Origin of the sequence: Pedobacter heparinus DSM 2366 (assembly GCF_000023825.1) — a bacterium.
GTDB lineage: Bacteria > Bacteroidota > Bacteroidia > Sphingobacteriales > Sphingobacteriaceae > Pedobacter > Pedobacter heparinus.
This window is the reverse complement of sequence record NC_013061.1, coordinates 716,722-730,303: the sequence shown is the minus strand read 5'-3', so window position 1 is coordinate 730,303 and position 13,582 is coordinate 716,722. Positions and strand designations below refer to the sequence as shown.

Sequence of the window (13,582 nt, the reverse complement as noted above, 5' to 3'; positions counted from 1 at the left end):
TTTCAGATTAAAATTCTAAACCAGCTTCGCGGGCACCATCTGCCAGCGATTTAACGCGACCATGGTATAAATAGCCATTTCTATCGAAAACAACTTGTTTAATACCTGCTGCGATAGCTTTTTCAGCTACTAATTTACCTACGGCAACTGATTGCTCAGATTTATTGCCTGTACCTGAAAAATCTTTAGATAAAGATGAAGCTGATACAATTGTGCTACCGGTTACATCGTTAATAATTTGAGCATAAATCCCTTTATTGCTTCTATAAACCGATAAACGTGGACGGCTTTCAGAACCTGTTAATCTTTTTCTGATGCCTTTTTTTATACGATCTCTACGAGATAATTTTTTCCCTGCCATGATGATTATTTTTTAGAAGCTGATTTACCTGCTTTTCTTCTTAACACTTCGCCTACAAACTTGATACCTTTACCTTTATATGGTTCCGGTGCACGTAACGAACGGATCTTCGCTGCTACCTGTCCTATCAATTGTTTGTCAATACTTTCTAAAATGATTTTAGGTGTCTGACCTTTTTCTGAGGTTGTGGTCACCTTAATCTCTTCCGGCAACTGGAAAACATAATGGTGAGAATAACCTAAAACAAGATCCAGTGTATTTCCCTGGTTTGTAGCGCGGTAACCCACACCTACTAATTCCTGTTGAATTTTATAACCTTCTGTTACACCAACAACCATATTATTGATCAAAGCACGGTATAAACCATGTAATGCTTTGTGTCTTTTTTGCTCTGACGGACGTTGTACTGTTAACACGCCATCTTCCTGACTTACAGTGATATCTGAATCTACTGCTTGAGTTAATTCTCCCTTAGGGCCTTTAACAGTTACTACGTTATCTTTAGAAACGGTAATCGTTACACCTGCAGGTACATTAATTGGGGCTTTTCCTACTCTTGACATTTTGCTATCCTCCTTTAATTAATAAACGTGACACAAAACTTCGCCACCAATGTTTAGTTTAGCAGCCTCTTTATCGGTCATAACACCCTTAGATGTAGATAAAATTGCAATACCTAAACCATTTAATACTCTTGGCATATTATCCACACCGGCATATTGCCTTAAACCTGGTTTGCTAATACGTGTTAACGTACGGATCGCCGGGATTTTAGTGATCGCATTGTACTTCAATGCAATTTTAATAGTGCCTTGAGTTGTAGTATCCTCAAATTTGTAGTTAGCAATGTAACCTTTGTCAAAAAGTACTTTAGTAATTTCCTTTTTAAGGTTTGATGCAGGAATCTCTACAATTCTGTGATTTGCCTTTATGGCATTTCTTACTCTTGTAAGATAATCTGCTATTGGATCTGTATTCATTTTTATATAATTGTGATAGTGGTTTCCTTTCCGACCTATTCGGAACGACCTGCCATCGGTTAATTCTTTTATTTGCAGTTTAAGGAATTGAACCTTAAACACATCAGCTGTTTACCAGCTTGCTTTTCTTACCCCAGGTATTTTACCTGCCAAAGCCATATCACGGAACAATACCCTTGATATACCGAAAGTACGCATGTAACCACGAGGACGGCCAGTTAATTTACAACGGTTGTGCAAACGTACAGCCGATGAGTTTTTTGGTAACTTGTCTAATCCTTCATAGTCTCCGGCAGCTTTAAGTTCTGCACGTTTCTCTGCATACTTAGCAACCAGCTTCTGGCGCTTAATTTCGCGAGCTTTTACACCTTCTTTTGCCATTATTGCTCTGTTTTTTGATTTTTAAATGGTAACCCAAATTGTTTTAAAAGTTCCAATGCCTCAACATCTGTAGTCGCAGTGGTTACAAAAGTAATGTCCATACCTAAAATCTTGCTGATCTTATCTATGTTGATCTCAGGGAAGATGATCTGCTCAGTTACACCTAAAGTGTAATTTCCTTTTCCATCGAAACCTTTATCGTTGATACCTTTGAAGTCACGGATACGTGGCAAAGCTACAGAAATTAAACGATCTAAGAACTCATACATGTTGTTATCACGTAAAGTTACACGTACACCAACCGGCATACCTTTACGCAATTTAAAGTTTGAGATATCTTTTTTAGATTTTGCGCCAACTGCTTGCTGACCTGAGATCGTGGTCATCTCTAAAATAGAGCTGTCCATAATCTTTTTGTCAGTTACAGAGAAACGACCAACCCCCTGGTTGATAGCAATCTTCTCTAACTTAGGAACCTGCATAACGCTTTTGTAATTGAACTTATCTTTAAGTGCAGTTACAATTTCCTCTTTATATTTACTTTTTAATCTTGGTACGTAAGCCATTATTTGATCTCCTCTCCTGATTTTTTAGATACCCTAACTAATTTCCCATCAGCATTAAGCTTTCTGCCAACGCGTGTAGTTGCTCCTGTCTTAGGGTCAATTAACGCCACGTTAGAAATATGAAGAGCAGCCTCTTTCTTAATGATACCACCATTAGGGGTAGCAGCATTTGGTTTTGTATGTTTTGATACAAGGTTAACACCTTCTACAAGTATTCTGCTTTTAGAAATTAATACTGAAAGCACAGTGCCTTGCTGACCTTTTGAATCTCCGGCTATAACCTTTACTAAATCACCTTTACGGATTTTTATTTTTGGTGTAGTTACTTTATTTTTCATTTTATAATACCTCCGGTGCTAATGATACAATTTTCATGAATTGTTTTTCACGCAGTTCTCTTGCTACCGGGCCAAAAATACGTGTACCGCGCGGCTCATCTTGTGCATTTAATAATACTGCTGCATTGTCGTCGAAACGGATATAAGAACCATCTTTACGTCTGATCTCTTTCTTTGTTCTTACTACAACTGCTTTAGAAACTGTTCCTTTCTTGATGTTTCCGGAAGGCAAAGCACTCTTAACGGTAACAACGATCTTGTCACCAATAGAAGCATAACGCTTTCCAGTACCACCAAGTACACGGATAACCAATACTTCTTTTGCGCCGCTATTGTCGGCTACGTTTAATCTTGATTCCTGTTGTACCATGTTATTTAGCCCTTTCTAAAATTTGCACTAATCTCCAGTTCTTGTTTTTACTCAGCGGACGAGTCTCCATGATCAGTACTGTATCACCAATACCGCAATCGTTTTTCTCGTCATGAGCCATAAATTTGGTAGTTTTCTTAACAAACTTACCATAGATCGGGTGTTTCACTTTACGTTCTACCGCTACAACAATAGATTTTTCCATCTTGTTGCTTACCACCAACCCGGTTCTTGTTTTTCTTAATTGTCTTTCCATTTCGACTCTAAAGTTATTTAGTTTCAGTAGCAGACTGAGCTTTACGCTTAGTCACTTCAGTATTTAATCGGGCAATATTTCTCCTAACCTTGCTAATGCGGCTTGGGTTCTCTATAGCCGAAATTGTATGCGCAAACTTTAACTTTACTAAGTTTTCTGTCTCTTCTGCAATCCTGGCTACTAGCTCTTCTTGTGAAAGCCCTGTAATTTCTGAGTTCTTCATTTTATTAATTTTTATATTGTGGGTCCAGCGGTTATAATAACAAGTTACTTACAACATTCAACCCATCCCTTATTATGCTTCTACGTAATCTCTACGTACTACAAATTTTGTTTGGATCGGTAATTTCTGTGCGGCTAAACGCATGGCTTCTTTGGCAATTTCCAAAGGCACACCTTCAGCTTCAAAAATAATACGTCCGGGTCTAACAACAGCTACCCAATACTCAGGCGCACCTTTACCTTTACCCATACGTACCTCAGCAGGTTTCTTAGTTACCGGTTTGTCCGGGAATATCCTAATCCATACCTGACCTTCACGTTTCATGAAACGAGTTACCGCGATACGGGCTGCCTCTATCTGGCGACTGGTGATCCAGGTCGACTCTAGAGATTTGATCCCGAAAGATCCGAATGACAATTCAGCACCACGAGTTGCTAAACCTTTCATTCTGCCCTTTTGCATCTTTCTGAACTTCGTTCTTTTTGGCTGTAACATTTTATTCTAATATTATCGTTAAACGATCTGTTAACTAATTATTTACGAGGACCTCTGTTTTGAGAATTTCCACCTCTATTATCTCTTCCTGCACCCGGACCACCTTGACCAGGGCCTCTTCCGCCACGATTACCACCACCGCGGTTATCGTTTCTTCTGTCGCCACCGCCACGGTTATCCCTGTCTCTTCCACCACCGAAAGCACCTTCTGGTCTGCCACCTTTGCCAGGAGCATTGCTCGTTGCACCGATGTTTGGAGAAAGGTCACGTTTACCGTAAACTTCACCTTTACAGATCCATACTTTAACACCTATTTTTCCATAAGTAGTTAAAGCTTCTGCCAGCGCATAGTCAATATCTGCACGGAAAGTATGCAAAGGAATTCTTCCTTCTTTATACTGTTCACTACGAGCCATCTCAGCACCACCTAAACGACCAGAAGTCATAATTTTGATACCTTCAGCACCCATACGCATAGTTGATGCGATAGTAGATTTCATTGCTCTACGGAATGAGATCCTTGCTTCTAATTGTTTTGCAACACCTTCTGCTACTAATTGTGCATCAAGTTCAGGACGCTTAATCTCAAATATGTTGATCTGAATTTCCTTTTTAGTCAATTTTTTCAACTCTTCTTTGATCTTGTCAACTTCCTGTCCTGCTTTACCAATCACAATACCCGGACGAGCTGTGTGGATCGTTACAGTGATACGTTTTAACGTACGCTCGATTACCACTTTAGCTACACCGCCTTTTGCGATACGTGCAGAAAGGTATTTTCTTATTTTTTCGTCCTCAACTAATTTATCAGCATAGTTGTTGCCACCGAACCAGTTAGAATCCCAACCCTTGATGATTCCTAACCTGTTACCTATTGGATGTGCTTTTTGTCCCATTTCTGTTAATTAGTTTGAGTTTCAACGTTTTTACTATCTACTATCAAAGTTACGTGGTTTGAACGCTTACGTATTCTGTAACCACGTCCTTGAGGTGCTGGTCTTAATCTTTTTAACTGACGACCACCGCCTACCATTATCGTTTTCACGTATAACTGGTTTTCTTCAGGGCGAGAACCTTCATTTTTAGTTTCCCAGTTTTTGATAGCCGATAATAATAGTTTCTCAACCCTTATTGCTGCATCTTTATTGGTAAACTTTAAAATATGTAAAGCTTTCTCAACACGCTCACCTCTGATAAGATCTACAACCAAACGCATTTTACGTGGTGAGGTTGGACAATTGTTTAATTTCGCTACTGCTTCCATCTCTTAATTATTTTTTCTTTTCAGAGTGACCCCTAAATGTTCTGGTTGGAGCAAACTCTCCCAGCTTATGACCAACCATGTTTTCTGTTACGTATACCGGTATAAATTTGTTACCGTTGTGTACTGCAAATGTATGACCCACAAAATCTGGTGAGATCATTGATCTGCGAGACCAAGTTTTAATTACAGACTTCTTGCCTGAATCATTCATAGAGACTACTTTCTTCTCTACGTTATGGTCAATATAAGGTCCTTTTTTAATCGAACGAGCCATTATTTCTTCCTTTTCTCTATGATGAAACGATTTGAGTATTTTTTAAGTTGACGGGTTTTAAATCCTTTCGAATAAACACCGTTCCTTGACCGGGGCTGACCTCCTGATGAGCGACCCTCACCACCACCCATAGGGTGATCTACCGGGTTCATTGCTACCGGACGTGTCCTCGGACGACGGCCTAACCAACGGTTACGACCAGCTTTACCTAATACTTCATTTGCATGATCTGAATTGGAAACAGCTCCTATCGTTGCCAAACAAGTAACTAAGATTGACCTTACTTCACCTGAAGGCATTTTTAATGTAGCATATTTACCGTCACGGGCAGCCAATTGTGCATAAGCACCGGCACTGCGTGCCAACTGAGCGCCACGACCAGGATGAATCTCCACGTTGTGTACAATAGAACCCAAAGGAATATTGCTCAATTTCAATGTATTTCCTACTTCTGGAGTTGCAGTATCACCCGACACTACCTTTTGCCCAACTTGCAAACCTTCCGGTGCAATAATATAACGCTTCTCACCGTCTGCATAATGTAACAATGCAATACGAGCGGTACGGTTTGGATCGTACTCAACAGTAGCTACTGTTGCAGGAATATCAAATTTCTCACGTTTAAAATCAATTAAACGATAAGATTTCTTGTGACCACCACCCATATAGCGCATAGTCATCTTTCCTGTATTGTTACGTCCTCCCGATTTCTTAGAAGATACAACCAATGATTTTTCGGGCTTGGTTGCTGTAATCTCCGTAAAACTGGCACCTACTCTAAAGCGGGTTCCCGGAGTGACTGGTTTAAATTTTCTTAAGCCCATAGTTTATAAATAATTCAATTCTTATTAAATATTCGAGTAATAATCAATCGTTTCTCCTGCTGCCAGGGTTACAATCGCTTTCTTGTATTTCGGGCTACGTCCCGTAACTAATCCACCTTTAGTATTTCTGGACTTAACTTTACCATTTACAACCATTGTATTAATGGCTAAAATGTTTACGCCGTACATTTTCTCTATGGCTTGCTTAATCTGCAATTTATTTGCTTTGTGTTCTACTTTAAAAGTAAAGCGGTTAGACTTTTCTGTTAATGCAGAAGCTTTCTCTGTTAATATTGGTTTCTTTAAAAATTCCATATTACTTGGCAAATGCCTCCTCCAGTGTTTTAACAGAATCTGCAGTCAACAAAAGCTTGCCACAGTTCAATACATCATAAGTATTTAACTGATCTGCAGTAATCACTTTCACTTTCTGAATGTTTCTGCTTGATAAATAGATATTGTTATTTTGCGTAGGTAAAACCAACAATGTCTTTTCGTTAGTCAGATTTAATGCGCTAACCAAATTGATGTAGTTTTTAGTTTTGATCGTATCAAAAGTAAAATCTTCTAAAACCACTACGTTATTGTCCTTTGCTTTATAAGATAAAGCTGACTTACGTGCCAGTGATTTTAATTTCTTGTTCAATTTGAAGCTGTAATCACGTGGCTGAGGACCAAACACACGACCACCACCATTAAACAATGGAGATTTAATACTTCCGGCACGCGCACCACCAGTACCTTTTTGTTTATATAATTTACGGGTTGAACCAGCAATCTCATTACGTTGTTTAGACTTATGCGTTCCCTGACGTTGATTGGCCAGATATTGCTTAACATCTAAATAAATTGCGTGGTCAACAGGCGTTATGCCAAATACCGACTCAGGAAGCTGCACCTTGGCACCTGTCTCTTTTCCTGAAATGTTTAATACTTTAACTTCCATCTGCTTACTTATCTAAGATTACGTAAGAACCCTTAGCTCCTGGTACGGAACCACTAACTACAACCAGGTTTTGATCAGCATAAACTTTCAAAACCTGTAAGTTCTGAACCTTTACCCTGTCACCACCCATTCTACCCGCCATACGCATACCTTTAAATACACGAGAAGGATACGAAGCAGCACCCAATGAACCTGGAGCACGCATCCTGTTGTGCTGTCCGTGAGTTTGCCCACCAACACCACCGAAACCATGACGTTTTACAACACCCTGGAATCCTTTACCTTTTGATGTACCAACTACATCAACAAAATCACCTTCGTTAAAGATGTTAACCGTTACCGTATCACCTAAGTTCAACGACTCTTCAAACGGCTCAAATTCAACCAGCTTACGTTTTGGTGTAGTTTTCGCTTTCGCAAAATGGCCTTTAAGCGGCATGGTAGTGTTCTTTTCTTTAGCTTCGTCGAAACTTAACTGAACTGAAACGTAACCGTCTTTCTCTTCGGTCTTTACCTGTGTTACAACACAAGGCCCAGCTTCGATCACCGTGCATGGTATATTCTTACCATCGGCGTCGAAAATGCTGGTCATTCCTACTTTTTTTCCAATAATACCTGACATTTTCTTTTTTTAATTTAACACCCATCGAAGCAGTAGGGCTTCGTTCAAGGTGGATACACATCCCCGTTAAGGGACGGCAAAAATAGGAAAGAAATCTTAATTTTCAAATAGTTAGCTAATTATTTTTTCAAATAAATGCTAAAAATTTGTTTTGACCGGGTAGCAAGCAATTAAAGTAAGTTTTATCCAACTAACTTATCACTTAAACTATATAAGATAATACACAAAACGAATAATCCGATCACAACATACAGATAATCCCGCTCAATCAGAAAGCTAAAAACTGAAAAAACCACCCGTGCAATAGGCGTAAAGATCAGCAAAACCGTTCCAAACTGCACAATTGCCGCACCATCCATCTTGGTCAGGCCATGAAGAATGGCTGCTATTGAAGAATAGCCAGACCTTCCCGGATTAAATTCCTTATAGTCAACTACCTGATTATGGTTAAAAAACAAGTAAATAAGCCCTCCTATAAGCACCACGCTCATTGATGCGATCACCCCAACACGCAACAGTGTCCCCAGAATGATCTGTATATCTTTGTCCGCAAAAAAATTCTTATTGCTTTTACTCATAATCTGCCCGATAAGCCATTATAAATCATTTGAAGTGCTAAAAAAGTAACCACCACTGCAAAAACCACCTTTAATTTATCTGTATTGGTCCTCACCAGAATCTTTGATCCGATTGTAGCCCCAAATAATACACCTATGGTTACAGGCATGGCAATCCCCGGATCAATCTGTCCGCGATGCAGGTAAACAATTGCACTTGCCGCTGCCGTAACCCCCATCATAAAATTGCTGGTGGTAGTCGAGACCTTAAAAGGGATCCGCATGATGTTATCCATAGCCACCACCTTCAGGGCGCCCGAGCCAATCCCCAGCAAACCTGAAATGATACCAGCCACAAACATCATTAAAAAACCACCCAGCACATTATGCACTGCATATTTTTTAACAGTTCCATCAACAGGGTAAGTGCCGTTCAATTTCAAGAAAACAGCCAGTTTGCCCGAAGTATCGTTATCAGAATGGTCTACTTTCTTCCTTACCATCATTACGGCAGAGAACAAAAGGATCAGTCCAAAAATAACAGCTATATAACTTGGATTGATAAATACAGTAACCACAGCTCCGATAATGGCGCTTATTGTAGTCGCTATTTCCAGAAACATCCCTATCCGTATATTCGTAATCCCTTCTTTAACATAGGCTGCCGCCGAACCCGATGAAGTCGCGATCACAGATATAATAGATGCACCAATAGCATAATGAATGTCAACGCCAAGCACAAGTGTTAACAGTGGAATAATGATCACCCCACCTCCAAGTCCTGTCAGTGAGCCAACCAGTCCGGCTAAAAAAGCCCCTGCCAAAACGATGATTGTGAAGAGTAATACCGACATTGCTACAAATATACTATCTACAGTCCGAACACAATAAAATTAAAATATCATTGTTAAATTAGACATAAACCAATATCCGATATGAAGAAAATTATATTCCCAGTTATTTCGGCTTTAATACTTAGCATAAGTGCCCAGGGCCAGATTACCCAGGATTCAGCTAGAGTTGATCCAAGTCTGAAAGGACAATACCAGCTCATACTTTCCAAATCAAAAACCCTGGATGGCTATAAATTGGTAAATCCAAACCGGATGTCATCCTTCTGGCAAAATGTAAGGGATACCCTGAGTACAGAACGCCGGCAATTGAGCTCAGCCACCCAAAAAATTGCCGAACAGGAAAAGAGCATAGCTGATTTAAAAACCCAGATCAGTGGAAAGGAAAGTTCTTTGGCCAGCACAAATGCCAAAGTAAATGAAATCAGCTTTTTAGGCATTTCCTTTACAAAAGGCACCTACAATACGATCGTATGGAGCCTCATCATCGGCCTGGCGGCAGCCCTGACTGTTGTGATATTAAGGTCGGCCAAACACATACATGAAGCGAAGTACCGGAGTACATTATATGAAGAGATTTCTCAGGAATATCAGAGCTATAAAACCAAGGCAAACGATAAAGAAAAGAAACTTGCCCGCGAACTGCAGGATGAGCGCAACAAACTCGAAGAACTGAAAAGCCGGGGGCGATAAAAACTTAAACAATTAAAAAGCCTTCCTCGATGATCTCGGGAAGGCTTTTTTGATACTTCAATATCGTTATACTTTGATTTCTACTTCAACACCGCTAGGCAATTCAAGTTTCATTAAAGCGTCTACTGTTTTTGAGTTAGAGCTATAAATATCTAACAAACGCTTATAAGCACACAATTGGAACTGCTCACGTGCTTTTTTGTTCACGTGTGGTGAACGCAAAACAGTGAAAATTTTCTTCTCTGTAGGCAAGGGAATTGGTCCGCTAACCACTGCACCTGTCGGCTTAACAGTTTTTACGATTTTCTCGGCAGACTTATCTACCAGATTATAATCGTAAGATTTTAATTTGATTCTGATTCTTTGGCTCATGATATATATGAATTAAAGCTGCCGGTTAGAGCTATTAATAACCGGCAGCAAGTTTATTTAAAAATTAATCTAATGATTTAACTTTTCCTTTTGATTTTGCAATCACCTCTTCCTGAACATTCTTAGGAGCTGGCTCATAATGATCAAACTCCATAGTAGAAGTTGCACGTCCCGAAGTAATGGTACGCAACTGGGTCACATACCCAAACATTTCCGAAAGTGGAACCAGGGCTTTAATAACCTGTGCACCGTTACGCGTGTCCATACCTTGCAGCTGACCACGACGACGGTTTAAGTCACCCATAACATCACCCATGTTCTCTTCTGGTGTAAGCACCTCAATTTTCATGATCGGCTCCATCAATACCGGCTTACATTTAGGTAAAGCCTCACGGAAAGCAGAGCGTGCCGCAATCTCAAAAGATAGCGCATCCGAATCGACCGCATGGAACGAACCATCGATCAAACGAACTTTCATATCTGGAAGCGGATAACCTGCAACAACACCGTTAGACATGGCTGCAGCAAAACCTTTCTCAACTGAAGGGATAAACTCACGCGGAATTGAACCACCTACAATCTCGTTTACGAATTGTAATCCACCTTTTTCGTAATCAGCATCAATAGGAGAAATGATCACCTGAATATCAGCAAATTTACCACGACCACCAGTTTGTTTCTTATAAGTTTCACGGTGCTGTGTAGTCCCTGTAATTGCTTCTTTATAAGCAACCTGAGGCGCTCCCTGGTTTACTTCTACTTTAAACTCACGTTTCAGACGATCGATAAGGATGTCCAGGTGAAGCTCACCCATACCTGAAATTACGGTCTGACCAGTTTCTTCATCAGTCTGAACCTTGAATGTAGGATCCTCTTCAGCTAGTTTACCTAAAGCAATACCTAATTTATCAACATCTGCCTGAGTTTTAGGCTCAATTGCCAAACCGATAACCGGATCAGGGAAATTCATAGATTCAAGGATGATCGGATTTTTCTCATCACAAAGTGTATCACCTGTTTTGATATCTTTAAATCCTACTACCGCAGCAATATCTCCGGCACCTACATTAGGAATCGGGTTTTGCTTGTTGGCGTGCATCTGGAAGATACGTGAAATACGCTCTTTGTTCTCAGAACGTGCATTGTATACATAAGAACCCGCTTCAAGATTACCTGAATAAACACGGATAAAGCATAAGCGACCAACAAAAGGATCTGTTGCAATTTTAAATGCTAAAGCTGCAAAAGGCTCTTTTTCATCTGGTTTACGTAAAACTTCTTCACCATTGTTTGGATTGGTACCTACAATACCTTCCTGATCCATAGGTGAAGGCAATAATTCCATCACATAATCAAGCATGGTCTGAACACCTTTATTTTTGAAAGATGAACCACAAACCATAGGTACAATTTTGGCATCCAAAACAGCCTGACGCAATGCATCTAAAACCTCACGTTCAGTGATCGTTTCAGGCGCATCGAAGAATTTCTCCATTAAAGATTCGTCGTATTCAGCTACCGATTCCAGTAATTTCTCTCTCCACTCCGCAACCTCGTCTAACATATCTTCCGGAATTGGCACTTCAGTAAAGGTCATACCTTTATCATGCTCATTCCAAACGATACCACGGTTGTTGATCAGATCCACCACACCTTTAAAGCTATCTTCAGCACCGATAGGCAATTGCAATGGAACTGCATTGCTACCTAACATACTTTTAACCTGTCCAACAACTTTTAAGAAATCAGCTCCTGAACGGTCCATTTTGTTTACGAAACCGATACGGGCAACATTATAATTGTTTGCCAAACGCCAGTTCGTTTCAGATTGAGGCTCAACACCATCAACTGCCGAAAACAAAAACACCAAACCATCCAATACACGTAATGAACGGTTTACCTCTACGGTAAAATCCACGTGACCCGGGGTATCAATAATATTGATGTGATAATCCTGTCCTCTGTATTTCCAGCCAACAGTAGTTGCTGCAGACGTGATGGTTATCCCGCGTTCCGCTTCCTGTACCATCCAGTCCATTGTAGATGCACCTTCGTGAACCTCACCAATTTTATGGTTTACACCGGCATAATAAAGAATACGCTCAGTAGTGGTGGTCTTACCCGCATCAATGTGCGCGGCAATACCAATATTTCTTGTAAATCTTAAATCTCTTGACATTTTATGATTCTATATGATTAGAAACGGAAATGAGAGAACGCTTTATTAGCTTCAGCCATTTTATGCGTATCTTCTTTTTTCTTAACCGCTGCACCTTCACCTTTAGCTGCTGAAACAATTTCACCTGCTAATTTTTCTTTCATTGTTTTTTCACCACGTTTGCGTGCATATGAAATTAACCATTTCATGCCCAATGCAATCTTGCGGTCAGGTCTTACCTCGGTAGGAACCTGGAAGTTTGCACCACCTACACGGCGTGATTTTACCTCAACAGCTGGCATCACGTTAGATAAAGCACGTTTCCACACTTCTAAACCATTTTCACCTGCTTTTTTCTCAGCAAGTTCAACAGCATCGTAAAAAATAGAATAAGCGATAGATTTTTTTCCATCAAACATCATATTGTTTACAAACCTTGTTACCTGAACGTCGTTAAATTTTGGATCAGGAAGGATAATTCTCTTTTTTGGTTTTGACTTTCTCATTTTTCTTTCCTCCTAATTATTTCTTTTTACCTTTTGCAGGAGCCGCAGCTACTTGTCCTGGTTTAGGGCGTTTAGTACCATATTTTGAACGACGTTGGTTACGACCCGCAACACCTGAAGTATCTAATGCTCCACGGATGATGTGATAACGTACACCTGGTAAATCTTTAACACGACCACCACGAATCAATACGATCGAGTGCTCCTGTAAGTTGTGACCTTCTCCAGGGATGTAAGCGTTAACCTCTTTACCATTGGTTAAACGTACACGTGCAACTTTACGCATTGCTGAGTTTGGTTTTTTAGGGGTAGTGGTATATACACGTGTACATACACCTCTTCGCTGTGGACAGCTGTCCAACGCCGGAGACTTACTCTTGAACTCCAGTGCTACTCTACCTTTTCTAACTAATTGTTGAATGGTTGGCATTGTTCCTTTTTTACTTTTTTATTTATGTTTAAAAACTATACCCCTCAATAAGGGACTGCAAAGGTAAGACAATACATTTTATAAATCAAGGGGTTAACAGAAATTTAATCCCTTA

General features: G+C 40.0%; 24 protein-coding genes. 1 reads left to right on the top strand and 23 read right to left on the bottom strand.

All coding sequences use genetic code 11. The features are described from left to right. Positions 1–7: 7 nt before the first annotated feature. The 19 genes from rplR to PHEP_RS03010 all read right to left on the bottom strand — a co-directional run bounded on the left by rplR (position 8) and on the right by PHEP_RS03010 (position 9,311). Positions 8–361, bottom strand: a complete 354-nt coding sequence (rplR, locus tag PHEP_RS03100) for a 50S ribosomal protein L18 (RefSeq protein ID WP_012780789.1) — start codon at positions 359–361, stop codon at positions 8–10. Positions 362–366: 5 nt separating this feature from the next. Then, the gene (gene rplF / locus PHEP_RS03095) at positions 367–924 is read right to left on the bottom strand and encodes a 50S ribosomal protein L6 (protein ID WP_012780788.1); all 558 of its coding nucleotides are present in this window, start codon (positions 922–924) and stop codon (positions 367–369) included. 18 nt (positions 925–942) lie between these two features. Then, positions 943–1,341, bottom strand: a complete 399-nt coding sequence (gene rpsH, locus PHEP_RS03090) for a 30S ribosomal protein S8 (RefSeq protein ID WP_012780787.1) — start codon at positions 1,339–1,341, stop codon at positions 943–945. A gap of 111 nt (positions 1,342–1,452) precedes the next feature. After that, complete coding sequence (gene rpsN, locus PHEP_RS03085; protein ID WP_012780786.1) at positions 1,453–1,722, bottom strand: 30S ribosomal protein S14; 270 nt, start codon at positions 1,720–1,722, stop codon at positions 1,453–1,455. After that, positions 1,722–2,288, bottom strand: a complete 567-nt coding sequence (gene rplE / locus PHEP_RS03080) for a 50S ribosomal protein L5 (protein ID WP_012780785.1) — start codon at positions 2,286–2,288, stop codon at positions 1,722–1,724. Before rplE ends, rpsN begins: the two co-directional genes overlap by 1 nt. Then, positions 2,288–2,626 (bottom strand): 50S ribosomal protein L24, encoded by a 339-nt coding sequence (rplX, locus tag PHEP_RS03075; RefSeq protein WP_012780784.1) that lies wholly within the window; start codon positions 2,624–2,626, stop codon positions 2,288–2,290. Before rplX ends, rplE begins: the two co-directional genes overlap by 1 nt. 1 nt (position 2,627) lies before the next feature. Beyond that, positions 2,628–2,996, bottom strand: a complete 369-nt coding sequence (gene rplN, locus PHEP_RS03070; protein WP_008244575.1) for a 50S ribosomal protein L14 — start codon at positions 2,994–2,996, stop codon at positions 2,628–2,630. Between the two features lies 1 nt (position 2,997). Then, entirely contained in the window at positions 2,998–3,252 is a 255-nt protein-coding gene (gene rpsQ / locus PHEP_RS03065; protein WP_012780783.1) for a 30S ribosomal protein S17, read from the bottom strand. Between the two features lie 13 nt (positions 3,253–3,265). Then, positions 3,266–3,475, bottom strand: a complete 210-nt coding sequence (gene rpmC / locus PHEP_RS03060; protein WP_012780782.1) for a 50S ribosomal protein L29 — start codon at positions 3,473–3,475, stop codon at positions 3,266–3,268. Positions 3,476–3,547: 72 nt separating this feature from the next. Then, positions 3,548–3,970 carry a 50S ribosomal protein L16 gene (rplP, locus tag PHEP_RS03055; RefSeq protein ID WP_008244578.1) on the bottom strand — a complete coding sequence of 141 codons (423 nt, stop codon included), beginning with the start codon at positions 3,968–3,970 and terminating at the stop codon, positions 3,548–3,550. Between the two features lie 38 nt (positions 3,971–4,008). Further along, complete coding sequence (gene rpsC, locus PHEP_RS03050) at positions 4,009–4,866, bottom strand: 30S ribosomal protein S3 (protein WP_012780781.1); 858 nt, start codon at positions 4,864–4,866, stop codon at positions 4,009–4,011. Between the two features lie 5 nt (positions 4,867–4,871). Then, complete coding sequence (gene rplV, locus PHEP_RS03045) at positions 4,872–5,234, bottom strand: 50S ribosomal protein L22 (protein ID WP_012780780.1); 363 nt, start codon at positions 5,232–5,234, stop codon at positions 4,872–4,874. Positions 5,235–5,241: 7 nt separating this feature from the next. Beyond that, positions 5,242–5,508 carry a 30S ribosomal protein S19 gene (rpsS, locus tag PHEP_RS03040; protein ID WP_008244581.1) on the bottom strand — a complete coding sequence of 89 codons (267 nt, stop codon included), beginning with the start codon at positions 5,506–5,508 and terminating at the stop codon, positions 5,242–5,244. Next, the gene (gene rplB / locus PHEP_RS03035; protein WP_012780779.1) at positions 5,508–6,332 is read right to left on the bottom strand and encodes a 50S ribosomal protein L2; all 825 of its coding nucleotides are present in this window, start codon (positions 6,330–6,332) and stop codon (positions 5,508–5,510) included. The genes rpsS and rplB overlap by 1 nt, the downstream gene beginning before the upstream one ends. A 24-nt stretch (positions 6,333–6,356) precedes the next feature. Continuing rightward, positions 6,357–6,647, bottom strand: a complete 291-nt coding sequence (rplW, locus tag PHEP_RS03030; protein ID WP_012780778.1) for a 50S ribosomal protein L23 — start codon at positions 6,645–6,647, stop codon at positions 6,357–6,359. A gap of 1 nt (position 6,648) precedes the next feature. Then, a complete protein-coding gene (rplD, locus tag PHEP_RS03025; protein WP_012780777.1) occupies positions 6,649–7,278 on the bottom strand; it encodes a 50S ribosomal protein L4 in 630 nt (209 codons plus the stop codon). Between the two features lie 4 nt (positions 7,279–7,282). Continuing rightward, positions 7,283–7,900: a 50S ribosomal protein L3 gene (rplC, locus tag PHEP_RS03020; RefSeq protein WP_012780776.1), complete on the bottom strand. Its 618-nt coding sequence runs from the start codon at positions 7,898–7,900 to the stop codon at positions 7,283–7,285. Between the two features lie 182 nt (positions 7,901–8,082). Beyond that, entirely contained in the window at positions 8,083–8,478 is a 396-nt protein-coding gene (locus PHEP_RS03015) for a DUF1634 domain-containing protein (protein ID WP_012780775.1), read from the bottom strand. Beyond that, a complete protein-coding gene (locus tag PHEP_RS03010; RefSeq protein WP_012780774.1) occupies positions 8,475–9,311 on the bottom strand; it encodes a sulfite exporter TauE/SafE family protein in 837 nt (278 codons plus the stop codon). Before PHEP_RS03010 ends, PHEP_RS03015 begins: the two co-directional genes overlap by 4 nt. 81 nt (positions 9,312–9,392) lie before the next feature. On the opposite strand from PHEP_RS03010, the gene PHEP_RS03005 reads away from it, so the two are divergent. Further along, complete coding sequence (locus tag PHEP_RS03005) at positions 9,393–10,001, top strand: hypothetical protein (RefSeq protein WP_012780773.1); 609 nt, start codon at positions 9,393–9,395, stop codon at positions 9,999–10,001. Between the two features lie 66 nt (positions 10,002–10,067). Here PHEP_RS03005 and rpsJ read toward each other — a convergent pair whose 3' ends face one another. The 4 genes from rpsJ to rpsL all read right to left on the bottom strand — a co-directional run bounded on the left by rpsJ (position 10,068) and on the right by rpsL (position 13,467). After that, the gene (rpsJ, locus tag PHEP_RS03000) at positions 10,068–10,373 is read right to left on the bottom strand and encodes a 30S ribosomal protein S10 (protein ID WP_008244591.1); all 306 of its coding nucleotides are present in this window, start codon (positions 10,371–10,373) and stop codon (positions 10,068–10,070) included. A gap of 64 nt (positions 10,374–10,437) precedes the next feature. Continuing rightward, complete coding sequence (gene fusA, locus PHEP_RS02995) at positions 10,438–12,552, bottom strand: elongation factor G (RefSeq protein ID WP_012780772.1); 2,115 nt, start codon at positions 12,550–12,552, stop codon at positions 10,438–10,440. Between the two features lie 17 nt (positions 12,553–12,569). Continuing rightward, entirely contained in the window at positions 12,570–13,037 is a 468-nt protein-coding gene (gene rpsG / locus PHEP_RS02990) for a 30S ribosomal protein S7 (RefSeq protein ID WP_012780771.1), read from the bottom strand. Between the two features lie 16 nt (positions 13,038–13,053). Beyond that, complete coding sequence (gene rpsL / locus PHEP_RS02985; protein ID WP_012780770.1) at positions 13,054–13,467, bottom strand: 30S ribosomal protein S12; 414 nt, start codon at positions 13,465–13,467, stop codon at positions 13,054–13,056. Positions 13,468–13,582: the final 115 nt, after the last annotated feature.

Bases quoted from the DNA above. Each gene is read 5' to 3' on its own strand.
- rplF (WP_012780788.1), bottom strand. From the start codon at position 924: ATGTCAAGAGTAGGAAAAGCCCCAATTAATGTACCTGCAGGTGTAACG.
- rpsN (WP_012780786.1), bottom strand. From the start codon at position 1,722: ATGGCAAAAGAAGGTGTAAAAGCTCGCGAAATTAAGCGCCAGAAGCTG.
- rpsS (WP_008244581.1), bottom strand. From the start codon at position 5,508: ATGGCTCGTTCGATTAAAAAAGGACCTTATATTGACCATAACGTAGAG.
- rplX (WP_012780784.1), bottom strand. From the start codon at position 2,626: ATGAAAAATAAAGTAACTACACCAAAAATAAAAATCCGTAAAGGTGAT.
- rplW (WP_012780778.1), bottom strand. From the start codon at position 6,647: ATGGAATTTTTAAAGAAACCAATATTAACAGAGAAAGCTTCTGCATTA.
- rplN (WP_008244575.1), bottom strand. From the start codon at position 2,996: ATGGTACAACAGGAATCAAGATTAAACGTAGCCGACAATAGCGGCGCA.
- PHEP_RS03005 (WP_012780773.1), top strand. From the start codon at position 9,393: ATGAAGAAAATTATATTCCCAGTTATTTCGGCTTTAATACTTAGCATA.
- rplR (WP_012780789.1), bottom strand. From the start codon at position 361: ATGGCAGGGAAAAAATTATCTCGTAGAGATCGTATAAAAAAAGGCATC.
- fusA (WP_012780772.1), bottom strand. From the start codon at position 12,552: ATGTCAAGAGATTTAAGATTTACAAGAAATATTGGTATTGCCGCGCAC.
- rpsC (WP_012780781.1), bottom strand. From the start codon at position 4,866: ATGGGACAAAAAGCACATCCAATAGGTAACAGGTTAGGAATCATCAAG.
- rpsQ (WP_012780783.1), bottom strand. From the start codon at position 3,252: ATGGAAAGACAATTAAGAAAAACAAGAACCGGGTTGGTGGTAAGCAAC.
- PHEP_RS03015 (WP_012780775.1), bottom strand. From the start codon at position 8,478: ATGAGTAAAAGCAATAAGAATTTTTTTGCGGACAAAGATATACAGATC.
- rplP (WP_008244578.1), bottom strand. From the start codon at position 3,970: ATGTTACAGCCAAAAAGAACGAAGTTCAGAAAGATGCAAAAGGGCAGA.
- rpsJ (WP_008244591.1), bottom strand. From the start codon at position 10,373: ATGAGCCAAAGAATCAGAATCAAATTAAAATCTTACGATTATAATCTG.
- rpsH (WP_012780787.1), bottom strand. From the start codon at position 1,341: ATGAATACAGATCCAATAGCAGATTATCTTACAAGAGTAAGAAATGCC.
- rpmC (WP_012780782.1), bottom strand. From the start codon at position 3,475: ATGAAGAACTCAGAAATTACAGGGCTTTCACAAGAAGAGCTAGTAGCC.
- rplB (WP_012780779.1), bottom strand. From the start codon at position 6,332: ATGGGCTTAAGAAAATTTAAACCAGTCACTCCGGGAACCCGCTTTAGA.
- rplV (WP_012780780.1), bottom strand. From the start codon at position 5,234: ATGGAAGCAGTAGCGAAATTAAACAATTGTCCAACCTCACCACGTAAA.
- rplE (WP_012780785.1), bottom strand. From the start codon at position 2,288: ATGGCTTACGTACCAAGATTAAAAAGTAAATATAAAGAGGAAATTGTA.
- rplD (WP_012780777.1), bottom strand. From the start codon at position 7,278: ATGGAAGTTAAAGTATTAAACATTTCAGGAAAAGAGACAGGTGCCAAG.
- PHEP_RS03010 (WP_012780774.1), bottom strand. From the start codon at position 9,311: ATGTCGGTATTACTCTTCACAATCATCGTTTTGGCAGGGGCTTTTTTA.
- rpsG (WP_012780771.1), bottom strand. From the start codon at position 13,037: ATGAGAAAGTCAAAACCAAAAAAGAGAATTATCCTTCCTGATCCAAAA.
- rpsL (WP_012780770.1), bottom strand. From the start codon at position 13,467: ATGCCAACCATTCAACAATTAGTTAGAAAAGGTAGAGTAGCACTGGAG.
- rplC (WP_012780776.1), bottom strand. From the start codon at position 7,900: ATGTCAGGTATTATTGGAAAAAAAGTAGGAATGACCAGCATTTTCGAC.